This window comes from Streptomyces purpureus, assembly GCF_014648195.1.
In the GTDB taxonomy this organism is placed as follows: Bacteria; Actinomycetota; Actinomycetes; order Streptomycetales; family Streptomycetaceae; genus Streptomyces; species Streptomyces purpureus.
Genome location: NZ_BMQQ01000010.1, coordinates 153,735 through 177,331, shown reverse-complemented (window position 1 = coordinate 177,331; position 23,597 = coordinate 153,735). Strand labels below are relative to the sequence as shown.

General features: G+C 70.8%; 18 protein-coding genes and 3 pseudogenes. 8 read left to right on the top strand and 13 right to left on the bottom strand.

Annotation, left to right across the window (positions count from 1 at the left end):
• The 6 genes and pseudogenes from IEZ01_RS34940 to IEZ01_RS15490 form a co-directional block, all read right to left on the bottom strand.
• Window positions 1–791 (bottom strand): annotated as a pseudogene (locus IEZ01_RS34940) (hypothetical protein); the annotation flags it as partial.
• A 14-nt stretch (window positions 792–805) separates the two neighbouring features.
• Window positions 806–1,849 carry a hypothetical protein gene (locus IEZ01_RS15510; RefSeq protein WP_189202147.1) on the bottom strand — a complete coding sequence of 348 codons (1,044 nt, stop codon included), beginning with the start codon at window positions 1,847–1,849 and terminating at the stop codon, window positions 806–808.
• Window positions 1,846–2,754, bottom strand: coding sequence for a COG1470 family protein (locus IEZ01_RS15505; protein WP_189202145.1), 909 nt, complete (start codon window positions 2,752–2,754; stop codon window positions 1,846–1,848). The genes IEZ01_RS15510 and IEZ01_RS15505 overlap by 4 nt, the downstream gene beginning before the upstream one ends.
• A gap of 16 nt (window positions 2,755–2,770) precedes the next feature.
• Complete coding sequence (locus IEZ01_RS15500) at window positions 2,771–3,457, bottom strand: peptidase (RefSeq protein WP_189202143.1); 687 nt, start codon at window positions 3,455–3,457, stop codon at window positions 2,771–2,773.
• 182 nt (window positions 3,458–3,639) lie between these two features.
• Entirely contained in the window at window positions 3,640–4,089 is a 450-nt protein-coding gene (locus IEZ01_RS15495; RefSeq protein ID WP_019886890.1) for an ATP-binding protein, read from the bottom strand.
• An 89-nt stretch (window positions 4,090–4,178) separates the two neighbouring features.
• Window positions 4,179–4,547, bottom strand: coding sequence for an STAS domain-containing protein (locus IEZ01_RS15490; protein ID WP_019886892.1), 369 nt, complete (start codon window positions 4,545–4,547; stop codon window positions 4,179–4,181).
• 236 nt (window positions 4,548–4,783) lie between these two features.
• Between IEZ01_RS15490 and IEZ01_RS15485 the strand changes: the two genes are divergently transcribed.
• From IEZ01_RS15485 to IEZ01_RS15470, 4 genes are all read left to right on the top strand, one after another.
• The gene (locus IEZ01_RS15485; protein WP_019886893.1) at window positions 4,784–5,677 is read left to right on the top strand and encodes an RNA polymerase sigma factor SigF; all 894 of its coding nucleotides are present in this window, start codon (window positions 4,784–4,786) and stop codon (window positions 5,675–5,677) included.
• 190 nt (window positions 5,678–5,867) lie between these two features.
• Window positions 5,868–7,013 (top strand): DegT/DnrJ/EryC1/StrS family aminotransferase, encoded by a 1,146-nt coding sequence (locus tag IEZ01_RS15480; protein WP_019886894.1) that lies wholly within the window; start codon window positions 5,868–5,870, stop codon window positions 7,011–7,013.
• Window positions 7,006–9,177, top strand: coding sequence for a lipopolysaccharide biosynthesis protein (locus IEZ01_RS15475; protein WP_189202141.1), 2,172 nt, complete (start codon window positions 7,006–7,008; stop codon window positions 9,175–9,177). Before IEZ01_RS15480 ends, IEZ01_RS15475 begins: the two co-directional genes overlap by 8 nt.
• A gap of 207 nt (window positions 9,178–9,384) precedes the next feature.
• On the top strand, window positions 9,385–10,266 hold the full coding sequence (locus IEZ01_RS15470; RefSeq protein WP_019886898.1) for a glycosyltransferase family 2 protein: 882 nt from the start codon (window positions 9,385–9,387) through the stop codon (window positions 10,264–10,266).
• A 101-nt stretch (window positions 10,267–10,367) separates the two neighbouring features.
• On the opposite strand, the gene IEZ01_RS15465 is transcribed toward IEZ01_RS15470, so the two are convergent.
• A complete protein-coding gene (locus tag IEZ01_RS15465) occupies window positions 10,368–10,940 on the bottom strand; it encodes a dihydrofolate reductase family protein (protein WP_019886899.1) in 573 nt (190 codons plus the stop codon).
• A gap of 354 nt (window positions 10,941–11,294) precedes the next feature.
• On the opposite strand from IEZ01_RS15465, the pseudogene IEZ01_RS36265 reads away from it, so the two are divergent.
• The 4 genes and pseudogenes from IEZ01_RS36265 to IEZ01_RS15455 all read left to right on the top strand — a co-directional run.
• Window positions 11,295–13,580 (top strand): annotated as a pseudogene (locus IEZ01_RS36265) (DUF6531 domain-containing protein); the annotation flags it as partial.
• Window positions 13,581–13,637: 57 nt separating this feature from the next.
• Window positions 13,638–14,159, top strand: a pseudogene (locus IEZ01_RS36260) (type IV secretion protein Rhs); the annotation flags it as partial.
• Window positions 14,151–16,004: an RHS repeat-associated core domain-containing protein gene (locus IEZ01_RS36055; RefSeq protein WP_373287619.1), complete on the top strand. Its 1,854-nt coding sequence runs from the start codon at window positions 14,151–14,153 to the stop codon at window positions 16,002–16,004. The pseudogene IEZ01_RS36260 and the gene IEZ01_RS36055, both read left to right, overlap by 9 nt.
• 14 nt (window positions 16,005–16,018) lie before the next feature.
• A complete protein-coding gene (locus IEZ01_RS15455; protein WP_019886900.1) occupies window positions 16,019–16,498 on the top strand; it encodes a hypothetical protein in 480 nt (159 codons plus the stop codon).
• Here the strand turns inward: IEZ01_RS15455 and IEZ01_RS15450 are convergent.
• From IEZ01_RS15450 to IEZ01_RS15425, 6 genes are read right to left on the bottom strand one after another with little or no spacing between them, the layout of a single operon-like run.
• Window positions 16,495–17,658, bottom strand: a complete 1,164-nt coding sequence (locus tag IEZ01_RS15450) for a glycoside hydrolase family 26 protein (protein WP_019886901.1) — start codon at window positions 17,656–17,658, stop codon at window positions 16,495–16,497. The genes IEZ01_RS15455 and IEZ01_RS15450 overlap by 4 nt on opposite strands.
• Window positions 17,655–18,059, bottom strand: a complete 405-nt coding sequence (locus IEZ01_RS15445) for a hypothetical protein (protein WP_019886902.1) — start codon at window positions 18,057–18,059, stop codon at window positions 17,655–17,657. Before IEZ01_RS15445 ends, IEZ01_RS15450 begins: the two co-directional genes overlap by 4 nt.
• Complete coding sequence (locus tag IEZ01_RS15440; RefSeq protein WP_189202139.1) at window positions 18,056–20,227, bottom strand: hypothetical protein; 2,172 nt, start codon at window positions 20,225–20,227, stop codon at window positions 18,056–18,058. Before IEZ01_RS15440 ends, IEZ01_RS15445 begins: the two co-directional genes overlap by 4 nt.
• Window positions 20,227–21,036 carry a polysaccharide deacetylase family protein gene (locus IEZ01_RS15435; RefSeq protein ID WP_229832972.1) on the bottom strand — a complete coding sequence of 270 codons (810 nt, stop codon included), beginning with the start codon at window positions 21,034–21,036 and terminating at the stop codon, window positions 20,227–20,229. The genes IEZ01_RS15440 and IEZ01_RS15435 overlap by 1 nt, the downstream gene beginning before the upstream one ends.
• Window positions 21,033–22,280 carry a glycosyltransferase family 2 protein gene (locus IEZ01_RS15430; protein WP_373287618.1) on the bottom strand — a complete coding sequence of 416 codons (1,248 nt, stop codon included), beginning with the start codon at window positions 22,278–22,280 and terminating at the stop codon, window positions 21,033–21,035. Before IEZ01_RS15430 ends, IEZ01_RS15435 begins: the two co-directional genes overlap by 4 nt.
• Window positions 22,281–22,339: 59 nt before the next feature.
• Window positions 22,340–23,401: a GNAT family N-acetyltransferase gene (locus tag IEZ01_RS15425; RefSeq protein ID WP_189202199.1), complete on the bottom strand. Its 1,062-nt coding sequence runs from the start codon at window positions 23,399–23,401 to the stop codon at window positions 22,340–22,342.
• Window positions 23,402–23,597: the final 196 nt, after the last annotated feature.

Here is a 23,597-nt window from a genome sequence, read left to right as displayed (position 1 = left end):
GAGAACTGGACCGCGACCTCCTTGCCGGGGAAGTCGGTCTGTCCGCCGCTGCCACCGGAGCTGCTGCCGCCGGACGTGGTCGTACCACCCGAGCTGCCGCCGGACGTCGTCGTGCCGCCCGAGCTACTTCCGCCTGATGTCGTCGTGCCGCCGGAGCTGCTGCCGCCGGACGTCGTCGTGCCGCCCGAGCTACTTCCGCCTGATGTCGTCGTGCCGCCGGAGCTGCTGCCACCGGACGTCGTCGTACCACCCGAGGAGCCGCCGCCGGCCGTGACCTTGATCGTCGCGCCGACGGCGACCGTCTCCTTCGGCGTGCACTTGGTGTCCGTCGACATCGGCTTCGAGACGTTGATCGTGTACTTGTCCGGCGTCAGCGTGATCTCGCCCGCCTTCTCCAGCTTCAGCTTGCCCTTCATGTCGGGCAGCTTCATCGGGCTGTTCTTCGGGATCGGCGGGTTCTGCCGGGGCCCTTCCATGGCCAGGGTGCCGCTCGCCGCGCCGCCGACCTTGACGACACCGGTGGGCTTCACCGTGTCCTTCTCCAGGTCGAGGATGTCGGGGTTCTTGGACGCGGCCTCGACCGTCTTCCACACCACCTCGACCTCGTCGCCGACCTTGGCCTCCGCCGGTGCGGTGATGAGCACCTTGGTGGTGCCCTGCACCGGCGGCAGACCGGAGATCGCGGGCGGTATGCACTCGGTCTTGTAGGCGACCTCGGCGGCCTGCGCGGGGCTCGCGGCCAGCACCATCCCCGCGCCGCCGAGCATCAGCGCGACTCCGGCCGCGCTCATCCTCCGTTGCGTGCTCACGAATGTCCCTTCGTCGTCGGTCGGTTCTCTGACGGTGCGGAGTCAGGGGTGAACCACGGCAGCGCCGTGGTCGGTGCGGTGGCGGCCGGTGAGCCCGGCCGTTCGGCAGGCCGGGGCGAGCCCGTCCGGTGGCGCGGGGCGCCGCGGTGCGGGGTGCGGGGCCGTACGCGGTCCACCGCCGCCATGCCGATACGGAAGATCCCGGCCGGGACGACGACCGCGAGCAGCAGCCAGAAGAGCGTCACGCCCCACGGCCGCCCCACTCCCCAGGGCTGCTCGACCAGAACGGTCCCGGCGTACTTCACGGAGACCTGGTAGTCGCCGTGGGCTCCGGCCGACAGCTTCACGGGCAGCTTGACCAGAGCTTTCTTGCCCGGCTCGATGGTGCCGCGCCACTGCCGCTCCTCCCAGCGGGGCGCGTAGACGCCATGCGCGGTGCCGACCTGGAAGACCGGGTCCTTCACCGGGGTCGTACCGAGGTTGCCGACGGTGAAGACGATCTCGCGGGCGGCGGGGGCACCGAACCAGACGAGCAGGCCGGACGAGCCTTCGAGCCGTACGGTCGCCAGGACCGCGAGCCGACCGCCGTCCGACGGGCGGGGCAGCGGGGCGACGGGATGCCCGGCGACGGTGAAGGCGGCGTCGACGGTGTCCTGCTGTCCGGTGACCCCGGCGACGTGGACGGCGCAGGGGCAGGGCTTGGGCGGCTCGGCCACCGGCATCTTCTGGCTGAAGGCGCCCTTGGCGTCGACGGTGGCGGCCCGGCCCATCGCGTTGGCGCAGGAGTTGGTGCCGCCGATGACGCCCTTGCCGGGCTCGGCCTGACCGCAGATCAGCAGCATCAGCAGGGCGCCCGGCTTCCAGCCGGTGCCGCTGACGGTGATCTCGCCGCCCTTGCCCGCCTCCTGCTGGGAGAGGGTCACGGCGGGTGCGGGGTCGGCGGCGGACGCGCCCGGGGCGGGCAGGAGCAGCAGCGCGGGCAGCAACAGGACGGGCAGCAGGAGCGCCCGCAGGAGTCGTGCTCCGGTCGGCCGGTTCATCCGCGTGCTCCTCCCGCCGTCACCAGTTCCTGCCGCGGGACGGCTGCCACCGGCTCCGGGCGCCGCCGATTGCTCCGTACGTACCGTGCGCGGCGTACGAGCCGGGTGAGCCGGGTGAGCCCTGCCGCGGACGCGCCGAGTCCGGCGGCCGTGCCCGCGACCGCCAGCCAGGTCGCGAACAGCGCCCCGGTCTCGGCCCGCGCCTCGGCCGCGCCGGACGCCGTGACCGTCAGCCGGACGGTGACCGCGTCCAGGGCGGGGGCGCCGGGCCAGGGCTCGGTGCGGGCGACGCGCTCGCCGGGGCGGAGGGTCAGGGGCAGCGGGCGCGCGGGCCGGTCCAGGGCGGTGAACAGGCCGTCGGCGCGGACGGCGAGCCGGGGGGCGAGGACGGTGTTGCCGCGGTTGACCAGGGTGTAGTGGATGGTCGCGGAGTCGGTGTCGACACGGACGTCCTCGACGCCGACGGCCGCCAAGGCTGGGCCGCGGACCCGCAGTTGGAGCCGTACGTCGACCGCGCGGCCGCCCGCGCTCGCGGTGAGCGTGCCGGGGTGGTCGCCGGGGGGCGTGTCCGCGGGGACCGTGACGGCGAACGGGACCGTGGCGCGGGTGCGGGGCGGGACGGTGACCGTCTGCGCGGCGAGCCGGGTCCAGGCGGTGGCCCGGAGCCGTACGGTCAGGGGGCGGGTGTCCGGGTTGGTGAGCGTGAGCCGGTCCTGGAGCACGGTGCCGGGGGTGCCTTCCAGATAGACGTACGGTCGGGTGCCGCCCTGCCCGGTCTCGGGGGCGGCGGTCCAGGCGGGCCCGGCCGCGGTCGCCGTCGGCGCGACGGCCGCCAGGCCCGCGGAGCCCGCGAGGGCGGCGCAGAGCAGCGCGGCGGCGCGGGTGGGGACGGCTCGCGCGGGCATGCGCCCTCCTGGTGGGTCAGTTCGCCCGGCGCGGGCCGCGCCGGGTCAGCCAGAGCACCCCGGCCGCGCCGGTCAGCAGCACCGTGCCGCCGAGGGTGCCGAGCGCCGCCGCGGAGTCGAGCGGGCCGGTCTTGGGCAGCTCGCCGACGGCGCCCGCCGTACCGGACGAGCCGCCCGAGCCGCCGGTGCCGCCGGCCTTGACGACGTCGAGCTCCAGGGAGGGCTTGGGGCTGTTGGAGGGCTTGCAGGTCGCCGCGTCCATGCCGAGTGCGTGGACGATGAGCGTGCCGGCGGTGAAGGTGACCTTGCCGGTCCCCTTGGGGGTGTACGTACCCGTCAGCTGGCCGATTTTGATGGGGGTGTTGGGCGGGATCGCGGCGGCGTTGGGGACGCCTTTGACCTTGACGGTGCCTTTGTCGGCGCCGCCGAGGACCAGCTCGGCGCGCGGGGTCATGACGCCTTTGGGCAGCTCGATGGGGCTGTCGGAGACGCCTTTGTCGAAGGACATGGTGATCGTGTAGCCGCTGCCGCTCTTGACGGCCTTGATGTCGACCGGCGAGACCGCGCTCTTGGGGCCGATCTTCGTCTCGCAGGCGTAGTTGACGTCGACGACGGCGGCCTGGGCCGCGGGGGCGGGCATCAGTACCACCGAGCCCGCCGCTGCGGCCGCGAGGGCCGCAGCTGTCCTCTTCCGGTACGCCACCTCAAGCACCCCTCACGCGTCCGTAGTGACTGAACGCCGCAGTGACTGAACGCCGTAGTTACTGACGGCACATCAGATTGGGCGTCAAGGTACGCCTGGGGTCTTGTAGAAGGAAGACAAGAAGCGTGCCCTGTTGGCGTGCTTTCAACGAGTCCCGCGGGCCGCTTCCGGAACGACGGTGGCTAGGCCGGAGCGGCGAGCTCCGCCCACACCGTCTTGCCCGGAGCTCCGGGCTTACGGACAACTCCCCAGTCCAGGCAGAGCCGTTGGACGATGAACATGCCGTGGCCGCCGGGCCGGCCGGCGCGGTGCGGGGTGCGGGGTGCGGGGTGCCCGGCGCCCCGGTCGGTGACTTCGAGCCGCAGCACCTTGGCGGTGTACGAGACGCGCAGCTCTTCGGGTCCCTCGGCGTGCAGGCAGGCGTTGGTGACGAGTTCGGAGACGACGAGCAGGACATCCTCGGCGGCGGCCCGGCGATCGGCGGTGGCGGCCGGCAGCCAGCCCCAGTCGTGGAGCGCCTGCCGGGTGAAGTCCCGGGCCAGCGGAACGATGCCGCTCGCACCGCCCAGCGCGAGGCTGCGCAGCTGCCCGTCGGCCGCGCCGTTCGGCGTGTGCTCCCGGGTAGTGTCCATCAGCGCTTCACCTCACCGCTTCACCAGTTCGCCATTACTGATCAGGACTCGACTTGATTCGGAGTGCGGGTGCCCAGTGACCCGCGATGTCAATCCGCGAGTGCCGCTTCGAGCGAGTCGTGGACGGTGAAGACCGCCTCCGCTCCGGTGATCTCGAAGACCCTGGCGACCACCGGCCCCATCGCGGCGAGATGGACCCCGCCCCCGTCGGCCTCGGCCTTCAGACGGGCTGCGAGCAGGACGTTGAGCCCGGTGGAGTCGCAGAATTCGAGCCGTGAACAGTCCACGACGAGGCGTGAGCGTCCCTCGGCGAGCGCCGTTTCGAGTGGTGAACGCAACAGTTCGGCGGTGTGGTGATCGAGCTCACCCACCGGAGTGACGATCTCGCTCGTTCCCTGCGTGCGAACCTCGACCAGAAGCCGGCCCCGGTTCGCGCTGCCGACCGTGCCGCGGTCCATGTACGCCCCTCTTCGCCGATGATCGTGGACTTCGTTGACGTCCGGAGAACACTACGCCTTCTTCACACGTCCTGGCACCGGTGCAGCACCACACAATGGGCAATCCGGACAATTTACACTTGCATCTCTCCATGTCGAGCGGGTAGGGCTAGTAGGGACGCAACCAACACGGCCGGCTACGGAGGCGCCGCACACACCGCAGCAAGGAAGGCATCGGCGGCCTTATGCCGAGAACGATGGAGGAGACCATGTCACCCCGGCTCGACGCCCCGCGTACCCCTCACCCCTACGCGCCGTCGGCAGCAACTCCGCCCGTATCCGACGAACTTGCGGATCTCCCCGAGATCCCGCCGTTCGACGAAGTGCAGCCGCTGGACGCGCGGGCACTGTCGAAGACGCTCTTCGCCCGCCTCGAACGGCTCGAAGAGGGCACGCACGACTACGCGTACGTCCGCAACACACTCGTCGAACTCAACCTGGCCCTGGTGAAGTTCGCGGCCACTCGGTTCCGCTCCCGCAGCGAGCCGATGGAGGACATCATCCAGGTCGGCACGATCGGCCTCATCAAGGCCATCGACCGTTTCGAACTCAGCCGCGGCGTCGAGTTCCCGACGTTCGCGATGCCGACCATCGTCGGCGAGATCAAGCGCTTCTTCCGTGACACCTCGTGGTCCGTACGTGTGCCGCGCCGGCTCCAGGAGCTCCGTCTCGACCTCGCCAAGGCGGGGGACGAGCTCGCGCAGAAGCTCGACCGGGCGCCGACCGTCGGCGAGCTCGCCGAGAAGCTCGGGATCACCCGCGAGGAGGTCGTCGAGGGCATGGCGGCCAGCAACGCCTACACCGCGAGCTCGCTGGACGCCCAGCCCGAGGAGGACGACTCCGAGGGGGCCCTCGCCGACCGCATCGGTTACGAGGACCACGGCATCGAAGGCATCGAGTACATCGAGTCGCTGAAGCCGATGATCGCCTCGCTGCCGCAGCGCGACCGGCAGATCCTGTCGCTGCGCTTCGTCGCCGGGATGACCCAGTCCGAGATCGGCGAGGAGCTGGGCATCTCGCAGATGCACGTCTCGCGGCTGCTCTCCCGCACCCTGGGCCGGCTCAGGAAGGGCCTGACCCTGGAGGAGTGAGCCCCACCTGGAGGAGTCTCCTCCCCCGGCCTTCCGGGGCCGTCGGCCCGTTGACAACGCGAAGGAGCCCGTCCCGCACCCGGGGCGGGCTCCTTCGCGTTATTGACGGGCAGTCCGGAATGGGCCACATTGAGCCCGGGGATCAGGGGGGAATCTGATGGTTTCTGCGTACGCGGAACTGGAACACCTGATGCGGGGCCGGCTCGGCAGGGAATGCCTGTACGTTCCCTCCTGCCGCTTCGGTCTCTATCTGGCGCTGCGCCACTGGTGCGCGCCCGGAGGACGGGTGCTGATGTCACCCGTCAACGACGACGTCATCTTCTTCGTGGTGCTCGCCGCGGGGCTGCGCCCGGTGCAGGCCCCGCTGAACGCGCGCGACGGCTCCATCGACACCGCGGCGGTGCCCGAATCCGTCTGGCAGGGCCTGTCCGCCGTCCTCACCACCAATCTGTACGGGAACCCCGACCCGGCGCCGAGCCTGCGGGCCCACTGCGACCGGCTCGGCATCCCGCTCTTGGAGGACGCCGCCCACGCCGTCGGCAGCGAGAGCGGTGACCGGCCCGTCGGCGCCCACGGCGACGCGGCCGTCTTCAGCCTCTCCAAGCACACCGGTGCCAAGACCGGGGGCTTCCTCGCCTTCGCCGACCCGGCGCTCCGCACCGAACTGGCCGCCGCCCGGGACGAGTTGCTCCACCCGGCCCGGCTCTCGGCCGAACTCGCCTATCTCGTACGGCCATACGCCGAGGCCACGGTCCGCGGCCTGCGGCTGGTACGGGCCGCACGCGCCACGATGCGGCTGCTCGGGATGGAGGAGCGCGCCGAGATCCGGATGCCGCTGCGCCCCGGAGAGCTCAGGCAGGCGGTGACGGCCGCCCCCGGCCTCGCCCCCTTCCACTCCTGGGTCCGCGTCGACATGCACGACTACCGCCTCGCACCCGGCCGCGGCCGGATCCGCCGCACCACCCGGCTCCTGGACCGGCTGGACACCACCCTCGCCGCCCACCGGGCCGGCACGGCGACGCTCCTGGACAGCCCCTGGGGCGCGCCGGGCCCCGGCCCCGTACAGCCGCTGTTCCGGGTGCCGCTCCTGGTCGCCGACCGGGACGCAGCGATCGCCGCGCTCGGTGGCCGCCGTATCACCACCGGTTACCTCTACGATCCGCCGCTCGACGACTACGCGGCCGCCTTCACCGAACCGTCGCCCGCCCCCGAGGCGGCCCGCTGGTTCGCCCGGCACGCCCTGCCGGTGGATCCGCGCCGCGCGGAGGAGGTCATCGAGGTCCTGCGCGCCTCCGGCGCCGAGCCCGCGACGCCCCAGGGCCCGGACGGTGGCTGAGACCGTCCGGCTGCGCGAGCCGGACGCCGGGGACGGCGCCGAGCCGGAGAGACCCACCATGGCACCGCAAGCGCCCGAGGCGCGGGACGCGCACGGCGGCAGCGAGTCCATGTTCCGCAACGCCTACGCGCTCATGCTGTCCACCGGCGTCTCCGCGGCGCTCGGCCTCGGCTTCTGGCTGGTCGCCGCCCGCTACTACAGCGAGGAGGCCGTAGGGCAGGGCTCCGCCGCCATCGCCGCGCAGCGGCTGCTCGCCTCGATCACGGCGACCACGATGATCGGCGCGGTCGTACGGTACGTACCCCGGGCCGGGCGCGCCACCGGGTCGCTGGTGCGCCGGATCTACCTGGTCAGCTCCGTCGTGGTGGCCCTGGCCTGCGGCGCCTTCCTGCTCACGATCGACCTGTGGGGGCCTTCGTACGCGCCGCTCGGCACGCTGAGCGCGGGGCTGTTCTTCACCGCGTCCTGCGTCGGCTGGGCGCTGCTCACGCTGCAGGACGGCGTCCTGACCGGGCTGCGCCGGGCCATCTGGGTGCCCGTCGGCAACGCAGTCTTCTCCGTCGGGAAGCTGCTGCTGCTCGTCGCGTGCGCCACCGCCCTGCCCGTTCTCGGCGTCTTCGTGTCCTGGTCGGCGGCGATCGCGCTGTCCGTGCTGCCGCTGGCCTGGCTGGTGTTCCGCCGGCTCATCCCGCGGCAGGCGCGCGCGGACCACGACCGCGAACCGCCCGCGATGCGGGAGATCGGCCGCTTCATGGCCGGGGACTCGGTCGGCGCGCTCTTCAGCCTGGCGATGATCAACCTGCTGCCGGTGATGGTGGCCGTCCGCTTCGACGCCGCCCACAACGCCTTCTTCTACACCGCGTACACCGTCGGCGGCACGATGGAGTTCATGGCCATCAACATGGCCTCCTCCTTGACCGCGCACGCCTCCCACAGCCCCGACAGTCTGGCCCAGGGCGTGCGTGGCGCGCTGCGCCGGATGGCGCTGCTGCTCGTCCCCGTCGTCGCCGTCCTGATCGTCTTCGCACCGCAGATCCTCGCGCCCTTCGGCGCCGACTACGCCGAGCACGGCACGATGGTGCTGCGGCTGCTCGCCGCGGCCGCGCTGCCCCGGGTCGCCGTGGAGCTGTACATCGGGGTGCTGCGCGTCCAGGGCCGTACGGGCATGCTCGCCGTCCTCCAGGGCGCCATGTGCCTGCTGGTCCTGGGCAGCGCCACCGTCCTGCTCGGTCCGCACGGCATCTCCGGCGCGGGCCTGGCCATGCTCGCCTCGATGACGCTGATGGCGGCGGTGTCGGCGCCGGGGCTGCGCGCCGCGCTCGCCGGGCGGGAGCCGCGGCGGCGCCGCCCCCGCAAGGGTGCGGCGTCCGAGTACGGCACGAGCTGGGCGCGCCGGGCCGCCGAGGGCCGCGCCGCGTCCTCCGAGGAGATCTACGGCACCGACTGGGCCCGCCAGACCGCGTATCTGCGCGGGGCGCACGACACGGCGACGCCCGCGTTCGGCATTCCGGTGTACGTCCCCGAACCGCCGCGTTCCACCGGCCGCGCGGAGGCCGACAGCGACGAGGGCCGGCTGACCAGCTGGCTGTGGCTGCTGCTCGCGCTGTCGGCGGGGCTGTTCTGGATCCCGCTGTCCCGGGCGCAGGACCTGTCCGAGCGACACCTGTCCGGCGTCCAGCTCCATGAGGCGCTGCCCCCGATCACGCTCACCGCCGGGATCCTGCTGATCGTCGTCCACAGCGCGGCCGTCTCGCTCCAGCGGGTACGCCCGGTGCTGGTCTCCGCCGTACTGCTGGTGACCTTCCTGGCTCTGCACACCGCCCCCCTCCTCCTGGGCATCCGCCCCGACCCGGCCTCGGGCCCCCTGACCGGCCCACTCGCCGCCTTCCTGGCCGAGGCGGCGGGCCTGGACTCCCCCGCGGGCGTCCTGCGAGCCCTGCCGCTCGCCCTCCAGGTCTTGTGCCTGGGCCTGGTCGCAGTGGCCCTGCGGGCACTCGGCGCGGGCGAGCGGACGACGGCATGCGCGGTGTGGCTCCTGATGGTCGCGGGCTGGACGGCCCAGCATGCGTTCGCGGCGGCGGCGCTGCCGGTGTTCGTGGCGCTGTTCGGGGTGGCTGTGGTCGCCGTGGCGACAGGGCGGGCGCGGTCGGCACGTCGTACGTGATCAAGCCTGCCGGGGGCGACGGGGGCGGGGAGCCGGACGGCCACGCGCGGCAGGAAGCAGCCGACGACAGGCTCCAGGCAGAGGGCTACGAGGACGGTTCCGGCCCCGCGGGTTCCGCCGGGGAGGGCCAGCCGGCGGAGGCGACGGCGGGGGGATGCGGCGGCGGTACGCTCGCCGTTCTCCTGTTGCCGAATGAGGGAAGTGGTGATGGTCGTGGCTCGGCCGCGTGTAGGTGTCGCCGTGCTGACCATGGGCGACCGGATGCCGGAGTTGTTGGCCCTGCTGGAATCCGTGGCCAGGCAGGAAGAGCCCGCGACACGGATCGTGGTGGTCGGCAACGGCACGGCGCTGGCGGGCCTGCCGGACGGCGTGATCGTGGTGGAGCTGTCGGAGAATCTGGGCGTGTCCGGTGGCCGGAACGTCGCCTGGCGTCGACTGCGGGACTTCGGGGACGTGGATGTCCTGGTGGATCTGGACGACGACGGCCTGCTCGTCGAAGCCGATGTGTTCCGCCGGATCGCGGACCTGTACGAGGCCGACGACCGCCTGGGTATCGTCTCCTTCCGGATCGCGGACGAGACCGGCGCCACCCAGCGCCGCCATGTGCCCCGCCTGCGGGCGAAGGATCCGATGCGGCGCGGCCTGGTGACGACCTTCCTGGGCGGCGGTCATGCGCTGTCGATGCCGATGCTGGAGAAGACCGGGGGCTGGCCGGACCCCTTCTTCTTCACCCATGAGGAGACCGACCTGGCCTGGCGGGCGATCGACCACGGCTGGGACGTCCTGTACGAGCCGCAGCTCGTCCTCCAGCACCCCAAGACCTCCCCGGCCCGGCACGCGGTCTACTACCGCATGACCGCCCGGAACCGGGTCTGGCTGGCCAAGCGGCACCTGCCCGCCCCGCTCCTTCCCGTCTACCTCGGCGTGTGGGTGGCGCTGACCGTGGCCCGCACCAGGTCCCTGGCCGGCCTGCGGGCCTGGTTCGGCGGATTCGCCGAGGGCATCCGGACGTCCGGCGGTCCTCGGCGCCCGATGAGCTGGCGGACGGTCGGACGCCTCACCAGGCTGGGCCGGCCACCCGTCATCTAGTCACCGATGTGCGCGTACGGCTCACGCGCTACGGCAGAACACCTGGCGTAGCCGTTGCACGGCCGGGCGGCCGCACGTCGGCGGACGCTGCGCGTCCGGCGTCAGTGGTTGACGTCGAAGATGTTCATCTGCAGGCCGTTGGCGTAGGCCTCGTGCTCGACCAGCTTCAGCTTCTGGGTGTCCTTGTCCGTCGCGCTGAAGAGGCGCTTGCCCGCGCCCAGCAGGAGCGGGAAGACGAGCAGGTGGTAGCGGTCGATCAGGCCCGCGTCCGAGAGGCCGTGGTTGAGGGTGGCGCTGCCGTGGACGATGATCGGGCCGCCTTCGGTCTCCTTCAGGGCGGCGACCTCGTCGAGCGAGCGCAGGATCGTGGTCTCGCCCCAGTTCGTCACCAGGTCGGCCTCGGTCATGGTGGTGGAGACGACGTACTTCGGCATCACCTTGTAGTCGGCGAAGTCCTCCATGTCGGGCCAGACCGGGCTGAACGCCTCGTAGCTGGTCCGGCCCAGCAGAATCGCGGTGGCTTCCCTCTGCTCACGGTCCTTGATCTCGAAGGCCTCGGGGAGGAAGTCGACGTCCTTGAAGGTCCAGCCGGAGTTGCGGTAGCCGGGCTCGCCGCCCGGAGCCTCCATGACGCCGTCGAGGGAGATGAAGGCGGAACTGATCAGCGTACGCATGGGAGGTTCCTCGGTGTCTCGTGGCCGGCTCTCGGCAGTTTCTGCGGGTACCCGCATGATCTAAGACCGCCGGTCGCGGGAAAACTCATCGGCGCGCCCGCCTCCTCCGGCTGAGGCAACTGCACGTCCACCGATGCCGCGGAGTTCACCACCCCGCCTGCCCCAGAAGGGGGCCAGATCTCCGGGGCAGATGCAACTCAGCACAAGGCCCTGTCGCAACCTCAGCGACTGCTTCGGCACTGAACCCGCTCACAGTCACGCCGCGTCTCAATTTGCATCTGCTGATTAGCCACCAAGATCGACGCGTGGTACGACTATCGGCTTGTTTGATAAGTGACGCGGGGGAGTGGGTTCATGGCTGTCACGGTGCCGGACTGGGCTGACACGCTGTTGGATCTGGTGGGGGTGGACTGGCCCAACGTCGACGAGGACGCCTATCGGGAGATGGCGGACGCGCTGCGGGAGTTCGCAGATGATCTCGCCGATGACGGTCAGCTGGCCAACAACCATATGGAGCGTTTGCTTTCGTCAGGGCATGGCGAGGCGCTGGACGCGCTGAACGAGCACTGGGGCAAGGTCAAGGGCAAGCATCTGAAGGACATCGTGTCCGCGGCCCGGACCATCGCCGGTGCGCTGGACATGGCGGCCGGGGCGATCGAGGCCATGAAGTGGAAGGCGGTCGCGGAGCTGGGCGTCCTGGCCGGGCAGACCGGCCTCGCCATGGCGCTGATCCCGGTGACCGGTGGCCTGTCGGCGCTGCTCGGTGCCGGAGCGATCGCGCTCACCAAGAAGCAGCTGCTGAAGCTCATCACGGGCGCGATGGAAGAGGCGGTCGGCCACATCGTCGCGGTGATGACCGAGCCCGCGGTGGCGGCTTTGGAGAACATGGCCGCGGACCTGGTGGTCCAGGTGAGCATGGACGCCTTGGGGGTCCAGGACGGTGTGGACCTGAACCAGACGAAGCAGGCCGGCAAGGACGGGATGAACCTGGCTTCCGCCGGTGGTGGCCCCGGCGGCGGGAAGGGCCCGGGGTTCCACATCGAGCACGACGAGCACGACAACGCCGGCACCAAGCTGAACGGCGTCAGCGTCGGGATCCACGGCAAGACCGCGGGCAAGCTGTCGAAGGCGAAGACGGCCCAGGGGCGGAACAAGGGCCGCGACGACATCGCCGACGCGCTGGACCCGGTGATCGAGAAGGCCATGGGCGCGCTGGTCAAGTCGGCCAAGACCATGGGCGACCACGTCGGCAAGACCCTGCCCAAGGCCGTGAAACAGATATCCACCGACCACAAGAACAACGACGACGACACCCGCGAACGCCTCGCCCGGGAACGCAAGAACAACGACGACGGCAATGACAGCGGACGCGGCGGGCCTCTCGCCCCTCAAGGAAGTCGCACAGACCACCGGCAGCGGAGACGCCCCACATCGCTACGGGAGGTACTGAGTCGTGCTCGGGAGAAAGCGATAGCCCTCTTCAGCCGCCGCTGCAAGACTGACCCCGTCGACGTGGTCAGCGGCGAGATGGTCCTCTCCCAGACCGACCTCTGCCTGCCCGGCGTGCTGCCCGTGGTGCTGCGCCGTACGCACATCTCCACCTATCGCTACGGTCACTGCTTCGGCGGAAGCTGGGCATCCACCCTCGACGAGCGCCTTGAGGTGACCGGCAACGGCGCGGTGTGGGCTCGGGAAGACGGCTCACTGCTCGTCTACCCAAGCCTTCCCCGGGGCACGGAAGAACAGGTCTGGCCCGTGGAGGGCGAGAGGCTCCCCCTCACCTATGTCGAGCAAACGGCTCTGGGAGACATCACCTACGCGGTCAACGACACGCGCTCCGGCACGATCCGGCGCTTCACCGGCAACCCCTATCACTCAGGCGGCCTTCATTGGCTGCGTGAGATCGAGGACCGCAACGGGAACGCCATCCAGATCAGCCGAGACGAGGAAGGACTGCCGACCACAGTCCTCCACGAAGGCGGCTACCGCATCCTGGCCACGAGCGACCCCGGCCTCGGCCGGATCACCGCACTCGCGCTGCATACCCCCGAAGGTCCCGTCCAAGTCACCTCCTACGGCTACGACAGCGACCGCAACCTGGACGCGATCACCCACTCCTCCGGTTCTCCGCTCCGGTTCACCTACGACGGCGCAGGGCGCGTCACCTCCTGGACCGACCGCAATGGCCACACCTACCAGTACGTGTACGACGCGGCAGGCCGAGTCACGCAGACCATCGGCCCGGATGGCGCGCTCTCGTCCCGTTTCTCCTACGACACCGCCAACCGCACCACGAGCTTCACCGACTCCACCGGCGCGGTCACGACAACCCATTTCAACGAACTCGGCCAGGTCGTCGCCGAGAGGGATCCCCTCGGCCACACCGTCCGCTTCGAATGGGACCGCTGGGATCACCTGCTATCACGCACCGACCAACTCGGCCACACTGCCCGATTCACATGGGACGACAACGGCAACCTGACGACCATCCAGTTTCCGGACGGCCGCCAGACATCAGCCGGCTACGACAATCAACACCTTCCCGAAGTGCTGACCGGCCCGGACGGGACGACATGGCGCCAGACGTTCGACGAGCGCGGCAACCGCACCAGCATCCTCGCCCCCGACGGGACGTCCAGCAACTTCACCTACGACGCGGCAGGGGCGCTGGTGACAGCCACCCATCCCAACGGCGCCATGGAACACCGCGTCAACGATCCGGCGGGCGTCGCTCTCTCGGTCACCGACAGCCAAGGCAACACCTATGCGGTCAAGCGCGACGCCTTCGGCCGGCCGGTCGAGTGCACCGATCCCGCGGGAGCAGTCACGCGACTCCAATGGACTCCGGAGGGCTGGCTCTCACGTCGCACGCAACCAGACGGAGCGACGGACTCGTGGACTTGGGACGACGAGGGGAACTGCCTCTCGTACACCGATACCTGCGGCGCGACAGCACGCTTCGAGTACACGTGGTTCGATCAGCTGAGCGCACGTACCGGCGCTGATGGGACACGCTACGACTTCACCTACGACACCGAACTGCGTCTAACCGAGGTCCACAGCCCCCAAGGACTGACCTGGACATACGAGTACGGCCCATCGGGCCTGCTCACCTCGGAGTCCGACTTCGACGGCCGTACCTCCACCTACGAGTACGACGCCACCGGTCGGCTCACCACACGGACCACTCCGCTTGGCCAGCGCCTATCCATGACCTTCGACGCCATCGGCAACACTGTCTCCAAAGACGCCGACGGCGCCGTGACGCACTACTTCTACGACGCCGCTGACCGGCTGACCAAGGCCGCCTCGGAGAACTCGACCATCACCTTCGAGCGGGACGCGATGGGACGGCTCGTGTCGGAAACGGTCGATGGCCGCACCATGCGCTACGGCTACGATCCCGATGGCCAGCTCAGCTCCCGCACGACACCCACCGGCGCTGTCACCAACTTCGCCTACGACGCTGTGGGCAATCGCATCCATGTCTCCAACAGCGGCCACACTCTGGATTTCACCCGCGATGCACTGGGCCACGAACTTCTGCGCACCTTCGGCCCAGCCCACGCCCTCGTCACCCTCGCATCCAGCTGGAGCGACACCGGACGCCTGACCTCCCAGTCCCTCTCCACCCCCATGCGGACGCTGCGCTCGCGCAGCTACAGCTATCGAAGCGACGGTTTCCTCAGCGCCACCACGGAAGAACCCGCTGGCCTGCAAACGCACATCGACCTCGACCCGACAGGGCGCCCTTTGAGCGTCACTGCCACAGACTGGTCGGAAACCTACGCCTACGACGCCGTCGGCAACCAGACCCAGGCGGATTGGCCCGAGACCGCGCAACGCGCTGAGAGCCGCGGCGCCCGCACCTATCAAGGCACACGGTTGATCAGCGCGGGCCAAGTCCGCTACGAGTACGACTCTGCGGGACGCGTCGTACTCCGGCAAAAGGCACGGCTGTCCAAGAAACCCGATACCTGGCGGTACATATGGGACGCCGAGGATCGCCTCTCATTCTGTATCACTCCGGACGGCACAACGTGGCGATACACCTACGACCCGCTCGGCCGCCGCACCTCCAAACAGCAGGTGGCGGACGACGGGCTGACCGTATTGGCCACCGTCCACTTCAGCTGGGACGGCAGCCGCCTGGCCGAGCAGACAGACCCCGCAACCGGCCTCACCCTCACTTGGGACTACGAGGGCTATCGCCCTCTGTCCCAGCTCGAACGCAGACTCGGCTCGGGCACGGACCAGCCGGAAGTCGACCGCCGCTTCTTCGCGATCGTCACCGATCTCATCGGTGCTCCGACCGAGCTCGTGGACGAAACCGGCGAGATCGCCTGGCACAAGCGCTCCACACTGTGGGGAGTCACCTCCTGGCACCGCAACGCCCAGGCCTACACCCCGCTGCGCTTCCCGGGCCAGTACGACGACCCCGAGACCGGGCTGCACTACAACTACCATCGTCACTACGACCCCGAGACAGCCAGATACATCTCGGGCGACCCTCTGGGACTGGGTCCGTCCCCCAATCCGGCCGCCTACGTCACCAATCCGCACACGCGGATGGACCCCGAGGGACTGATCGCCAAGGGCTGCACCGAGAGCGGCGGATGGTACGCCGGCCTCAAGCCGTCCAACCTCAAGGACAACGGCCTTCGCCGTACCCCTGTCGACATGGAGATCAACCACATACCTCCCAAGTCGGCTTGGAAGGACATCACGGACCCGGGCTTCTACCGAGCGGGAAAGCCGCACGACGAACAAGAAGTGCGTCGAGGGCCCGCGATTCGAATGGAGTACGACCACCACCGGCAACTACGAAGCACAGGATTCGATCTCCAGGCACAGGCCTGGCAGATGTGGCAGCGGGAACTGGTCAGCCAGGGACGCGTCACGGAGGCGATGCGAATGGACATCGACGACATCAAGCATAAATTCCCCGGGACGTACGACCAGCACATCGAAGATATGGTTGCCAGTCTGAAGAACAACAAGCCCCTCCAAGCGATGCTCAACAAGAGGGGCTGGAACATCGACGGGGATGCACTCCTGCAGTGACTCAACAAGGAGCAATGATGGAAATCGAAGTCCTGCCGCACGTCGGACTCGGACCGTTCCGTATCGGCATGACCTTCGACGAAGCCATGGCAGCCGTCCCAGAATGGGGCGCGGTCAAGCACAGCCCGGCCGGGGAGCGACCTCCTGGCAAGTACGTTGTCGCGCATGAGCAGTTCAAGTTCGAGGTTGTGCTCATCTTCCGCGAGAACGAAACGCTCAACAGCGTGGAAGCCTGGCGTTTTCGCGATGAGGACGCGGATGTCCGCATCACACTCGAAGGGACTGACATCTTCCGCACCCCCAAGCGCCGCCTGAGGCAGCACCTGGAAGAGCAGGGCCACCCCCTCGACTACGACGGCATCGGCTTCGACGCCGTACCGGACCTCAAACTCATCCTCGCCAACGCGAGCAGCTACGAATATCCCAAAGATCCCAAGACCGGCGCCCCGCTGTACTACGACTACGCCCTGGTTTCGGACCAGATCTACCCCTAGCGGTTGGGGACGGGCTGCGCGAAATACCGGTCCTGTCCGGCGGTGCGGTAGCCCTCCAGTCCCGGGCCGCTGTTGACGGTCAGGTCGCAGCCGCGGCCGGGGACCGAGCGGTTCCAGTGGACCAGCGCCCGGGCCTTCGGCAGGGTCCGGACCACCTCCGGGATGGCGGTGTACCAGTCGCGCTGCCGGTCGGCGTCCGCCGGGTCCGGGACGGTCGCGAACTCCGCCATCATCACCGGTTTCGTCGCCGAGACGTTGGCCAGCAGCCAGTCGTACGTGGGCCGCTGGCTGCGGTCGAAGTCCTTCCAGTCGGTGGTGTCGTGGCAGACGAAGTAGTTGTACTGGTCCATGCCGATCCAGTCGACGTACGCGTCCCCGGGGTAGAGCTGTTTCATCAGCTCCGCGCTGCCGAGATAACCGGACACCGTCCACACCCACACCACGTTGTCGGCGCCGATCCGCTTGAACCGGTCGTGGAGGTGGCGGTAGGCGGCGACGTACTCGGCCGGGGTGCCCGCGCCCTCCTTGATCCGGGCGTCGACCTCCTGGTCGAAGGAGAGGAAGACCCGTTTGCCGTACGCCTTGATGCGGCGGATCTGCGGGTCGAGGATCTCCGTGTCGTACCGCCCGGAGGCGATGTTCTTCCAGCCGAGCTGGGTCTCGGTGTACCCGGCGTGGTGCGGCTCCTTCCACACCGTGGACTCCCAGGCCAGCATCAGCATCCGGTCCCGGCCGAGGACCTGCTCGTCGGGGGTGAGGAGCGTTCCGTCGAGCTCGTTGCCGGACATGTCGTGGTACGTGTAGACGAGGTCCAGCCGGCGGCCGATCTTCTTCTCGAAGGCGTACACGGGCTCGGTGAGCGAGCCGTCTCCGTCGTACGGGATGTACGCGCCCCACCAGGCCCCGCACGGCGGCACGAGTTTGGCGTCCGGGGCGCAGGGTCCCTCGGGCGGCTCCCCGGAGACGGCGTTGCGGGGCAACTCGCCCGCCGCGGGGCGGGCGTCGTCCCCCTCTCCGCCCGAGCTGGTGGCCCACAGGCCGAGCCCGGCGATCAGTGCGGCGACGGCGATCAGCACGGCGGCGGTGTACGCCGGCCGGTACGGAAACCGGGACGACAGGCGGGATGGCAGCCGTCGGCGCGGGGCGTGGCGTCCGCTCATCGGCCACCGCCGGACGGGCGTTTGACGCGGGTGCGCTCCACCGCGCCGCGGGTGGCGGCGGGCAGCGGCAGGCCGGGCATCAGGGCGACGACGGTGGCGAAGGCGGCGAGCGGAACGAGGAACGCGGTCGCGGAGAACGACTCGACCAGGAAGAGGGAGGTGGCGGTGAGCGTGGCGAGGGAGAGGCTGATCGGCGCGGCCAGCGCGAACGCCTCCAGACGGGCGCCGGGGCGCAGCCCGTGCGGCTGGGGATGAAGCAGGGCGAGGCCGGGTCCGAAGCAGACGAAGAGCAGCACGGGCAGCCAGCGCAGGGGCGAGCCGCCGGGCAGCAGGCTCGCCGCGAGGGCCACCCAGCCGGAGACGGCGACGGCTCCTCTGATCCGGTTCTGGGCGAGGTTCACGGTGTACCGCCTGAGGTCGCTGGGGCTGCGGGGGCCACTGGGGTGGCTGGGGTGGCTGGGGTTGAACGGGTCGCTGCGGCCGCTGAGGCCACGCGGGATGCTGACGTGACCGAGGCCGCGCGGGGCGCTGGGGCTGCGCGGGTCGCCGGGGCCGCGCCCGGCGCTGAGGTAGCTGGGGTGGCTGGGGCCGGGCGGGACGCCGCCGGCGCCGGGGTGTACGCGAGGACGATCCCGTACGGGTGTTCCTCGACGGTCGTGAAGAGCGGGGAGGCCTTCAACCGGGCGCGCAGGGTCGCGAAGCCGCCCGGCGGTAGCAGGCCCTCGCCCGCCGTGTAGATGTCCTGGGTGCGGGTGAGGACGACATGGGCGGTGGTGCCGGGCGGGATCCCGTCGGCGAGATACCGCGCCGGGTCGACGAGCATCTTCTCGTTCTCGGGCAGCTCCTGCTCGGCGAAGAACCAGTGCTCGACCTGGTCGTAGCGGTGCAGCGCCTGCGGGAAGGAGCCGGAGGTGGCGAGGATCAGACCGTCCTTGGGCAGCCGGTCGATGGCGCGGGTGACCAGCTCCGTCTCGGCGGGCGGGGTGTAGTACATCGTCTCCTTGCCGTAGTACGAGGGCAGGAAACCGGCCGCCAGGGCGACGATGACGACCGGCAGGGCGACGGCCGCGGTCCGGCGCCGGGCGAGGCCGCCGCGGCTGCGGTGGGCGCCGGCGGTGGCGGGCACCAGCGCCGCCGCGGCGAAGAACGCGGCGCCGGGCAGCCCGAAGAGGTAGACCCGGAAGAGCATTTCGCCGCCGTAGTCGTTGACCGCGAAGAGCGGGACCGGGGCGATCGAGACCAGCAGCAGCGGCAGCGCGCTACGGGTCAGCCGGCGGCGGCCGAGCACGGCGATCCCGGCGAGCGCGACGACGGCGAGGACCATGGCGATGTTGGCCCGGCCGGCCAGCTCGGGGCCGGGTCCCGTGAGCTGGCCGGCGTACCCGGCGCGGGAGTTCTCGGTCAGCTCGCCGATCGACTCGCGCAGCGTGCCGAGGGTCTCCAGGAACAGCGGCCGCCCCATCGTCAGGTCCCAGGTGAGCATCAGCAGCCCGGAGACGACCAGGAGACCGTAGTTGCGGTAGCGGCGGGTGAGGCTGAGGACGAAGAGTGCGGCACAGAGCATGACCGGTGTGAGCTGGTGGGCGGCGTTGATCGCGGCGATCAGCGGGGCGAGGATCAGCACGCAGACCGCGCGCTGCCGCGGCCCGGTCGGCGGCGGCACGGCGGCCGCGGCCGGGTCGAGATACGCCCGGTCGCGCAGCCGCCCCGCCGAGCCGGGCCGTACGAAGTGCCGCAGCACGACCGCGAGTACGCTCAGGTGCAGGACGTACGCGAAGCCCTGCGGCGCCAGATAGTCCTGGCCCACCCAGTTGGCGAGCTGGAAGATCCAGACGGCCGTCCACACCAGCCGCCAGTCCTCGGTGAAGGTGCGGTAGATCAGTACGAGCACGGGCAGCGTGATCAGGCCGAGGACGATCGGCGCCCAGTTGAGGTAGACGGCGGTGGACTCGACGCCGAAGGCGCGGACGAGCGCGGCGTTCAGCGTGAAGAAGCCCGGCCACTGGTCGTAGGCCGACATGTTCCCGGACAGGGCCGCGTTCGGCCGCAACTCGCCGACCCCGAGCATGGTGTTGACGACGGCGTCGTGCTTGGACGCCCACGGGTAGCGCACGGAGTCGTACAGCACGGCCGGGGGCGCCTTGAGCGCGACGAGCAGCGCGACGCAGTGGGCGAGCGGCCAGCCCGGCGAGGTCCCGGCGCGCCGCAGCGACACCAGGAACCCGGCGGTGAGGACGAGCAGGGAGGCGTAGAAGGCGGCGGGCAGCCGGTCGAGGAGCCCGTAGTCGTCCATGGTGCGGAAGTCGATCCGGGGCAGGGCGTACGCCCACAGGCCGAGGCCGAGCAGCAGCAGGGCCGGCGGAAGCCAGGCGAGGTCGGGCACAGCGGTACGCCGCACGTGTGGCGGAGGCGTGCCGCCGCCGTGCGGGGCGGGCCCCGGCGGCACGCTCGTCGCCGACCCGCTGCCCGCCGGCGCGCTGTTCACCGACCCACCGCTCACCGACCCACCGCTCACCAGCGCCCGGCCCTCGAACCCCTCCGACACGCGCTTCACCACCCCGCGCTTCATCACCCCGCGAACTCCACTCCGCGCACCAGCGCGCGCGTCCGCCGGTAGAGCCGCCAGCCGACGGTCGGCAGCGAGTCGGGGTACGGCGCGGCCTTCGCGCCGCGCCCCTCCATCCAGGTCTCGATGTCGGCGACGGTGTGGGTGCGGCGCAGGATGAGCCGGGCGATGCGGTAGGGCTCGTCGCGCCGGGAGCTCAGGGCGTGGCGTACGGCGACCGCTGAGGCGTATCCGGCATCGAGGGCGGCCCGTCGCACGGCCCGGCTGTTGTAGCCGTGCGGATAGGCAAGATGCTCCACCTCGTGCCCGAGGACGTCCTCCAGCATCGCCTTGGATTCCCGTAATTCACGGCGTACGGCCCCGGCGGACAGGGTGTCGAGCTGCGGATGGGTGACGGTGTGACCGCCGACCTCCAGGCCGTACTGCTCCAGCAGCGGCGCCTGCCCCAGCGCCATCATCGGCGCGGGCGGCAGAAGGCAGGCCCGGCCCGGAGTGATCGCGCCGGTCGTCAGATAGGCGGTGGCGGGCAGGGAGCGGGAGGCGAGCGCCTCGGCGGTCGGGCCGGGAAGGTCGGCGAAGCCGTCGTCGAAGGTCAGTACCACCGGCCGCTCGGGCAGGTCGCCCCTGCCCGCCAGGTGGTCGGCGAGGACGCTGATGGGCACGGCGGTGCGCCCGCTGGCCACGATCGCGTCGAGCTGTGCCTCGAACTGCCTTGGTGTGACGGTGAATTCGGCGATCCAGTCCGGTGGGTCCTCCATCACGGCGTGGTAGAGGAGCACGGGAATGCGGGGCGCTGGGGTACGAGGAGTCATCGCGCCTCCAGGCAGCTTCTGGTGCGGCACGTGCGCAGGCGGGCCTTGGCATACCCGAGGGGGCCGTACAGCATGCCGCGCCGCTCCAGCCGCGACAGGCTGCGCGGCCACGGGTGCTGCTCGGCGTGCGTGCCTGGGACGTGGGGGGTGCCCTCGCGCCGCGCGGTCATGTTCCGAGCGTGGACGAGCCCGCGTGGGAGCCGGGCGAGCAGCGCGGGCAGCAGCGCCGGGCGGCGTACGAGCAGGGCGGTGAGGTACGCGGTGAGTCCGGCGCCGTAGCCGTAGGCCTGGTTGCGCAGGTCCTGCCAGGTCTCGCGGTGGTGGTGCCAGACCAGGGCGTCGGGGGTGTACCGCAGCCGGAACCCGGCGGCGAGGACGGCGACGAAGGCGTACAGGTCGTCGCCGCCCTTGGCGGGGGTGCCGGTGCCGGTGGCGGGGTCGAAGCCGCCGACGGCCCGCAGTGCGGTGGTACGGAAGGCCATGTTGGCGCCGGAGCCGAAGCTGCCGGCCGTGAAGGGGAACAGCGGCTCGTCGGCGGGTGGCCGGGCGGGGTCGTAGTGGCGGGGCGCGAAGCCCTTGGCGAAGCCGCCGTGGCTTTCGAGCAGGATCTGCGCCGGGGTGGTGAGCCGGGCGGGCAGGATCAGGCCGGTGACGCAGCCGAGCCGGGGGTCCTGGGCGAAGGGCGCGGTGAGCGCGGTCAGCCACTGCGGGTCGGCGACGACGTCGTCGTCGGTGAAGGCGATGACGGCGCCGTCGGCGACGGCCAGCCCGCGGTTGTGGGCGACGGCGAGACCGGGCACGTCCTCCCGTACGTACCGGACGCGGCCCTGGTACTTACGGGTCACAAGCTCTTCTGTGGCGCCGGTGAGGGGCGCGTTGTCGACGACGACGATCTCGTAGTCGGGATGGTCCTGGTCGAGGAGCGAGTCCAGGGCCCGGGCGAGCTGGTCGGCGCGTTCGCGGGTGGCGACGACAACGCTGGTACGGGGCAGGTCGCCGCGGGCCTCCGGCACGGGCGGCGGCGCGGCCCGCAGACGCTCACGGGCGAGGGCGGCGAGGACGGCGGCGGCGTCCTCACCGGCCGGTACGTGGCCGACGACGGTAGCGGCGGGCCGGCCGCGCAGGCGGACGAGGGCGTAGAGGTCCCCGGCGGTCTCCGCGTCGACGGGCGGGCCGCCGGGCCCGGCCCGGAAGGCGATGATCCCGCCGTCGGGCGCGTCGAGGTCGATCTCGACGACGTGCATGCTCTTCATGCGTTCCCCCCAGAACTGGCTTGCGCGACAGAACTGCCCTACGTGGCCGGTCAGATGCCCCGGATGCGGCCGATGCGGTTGAGCGCCTGGCGTCCGTAGCCGGCGAGCCTGGGCCTGCTGCGGACGAAGCTGTGGGTGCGGCGGGCGGGCTCGCGGCTGAGCCAGTACAGCCCGGCCCTTATCCCGGGCCGGACCGCCGACCCCTCGTAGACGCGCAGCTCCCCGGTCTTGAGCGCGTCCTTGTACTCGGCGTCGCCCCGCCCGAGGTCGAGCATCCCGATCCCGGCGGCGGCCGCCGCCTCCGCCATCCGCAGATGCAGGATGAGGCCGGGCGAGAACTTGGCGTAGTCCGGGTCGTACGCCGGGAACCAGCAGGACAGTACGGTCGCCGAGCGCAGCCCGAAGTGGGCGGCGATCGGCCGGTCGCCGACGTACAGCACGGACAGCACGCCGGAGCAGCCGGGCGCGCGCAGCTCGTGCAGCCGCCGGACGAGGGTGGTGATCCACTCCTTGGCGAACCGGTCGCGGCGGCCGGTCCTGCGGTACTGCGCGGACTTCCACTCCATGAGGGTGGCGAGCACCTTCGGGTCCCGTTCGTCGAAGACGAACCGCACCTCGCCGCCACCCAGGCGGGCCAGCTTGCGCTCCTTGGCGAGGGTGGTGCGCAGGAACTTGGGCGACTGGGCGCGCAGCAGGCTCTCGTACGCCGCGTATCCCTCCCCTACGTCGATGACGGGCGAGGCGACCTGCTCGGCGGCGAGCGGCGTGAAGGTGCTCTGCCCGGCCTCCAGGTTGTCGAACTCCCAGGCGGCGAGGGCGCAGGCCCGCAGCAGCGCCCGCGCCGAGGTCCGCAGCCCCGGCCGCAGGACGACCCCTTGGCAGTCGGACACCCCGAGCCCTATGGCCCGCCCGTGCCCGAGCGCCCCCCTCTCGTACGGAAAGAACCCGACGGGCTCCCCGTCCTCCCACAGCACAGCCACCCGCGCGCGCGGCCGCACGGCGGCGACGGCGCGGGTGAACTCCGGCTCCATGAACGGATTCGCGGGCGCCCCGGACTTGGCCCGCAGCTCCCGCCAGGCTTCTGTCTCCCTGTCGCTCAGCTCCCCGGGCATGACGACACGAATTCGCACAGCGCTCAACTCGGACCCCCCGGTCTCCCCCTGAGTCTTGCCGCTACAGGACGGTACCGGCCGAAATCATTCGATGATAGGGGAACCCGTCGATTCTGTGACCTACCCGTGAAGGAGTGGGCACGCGGGTGATGGGGGGTGATCCTGAGACCAATGGGACATGACCGGCGGGTAGGCC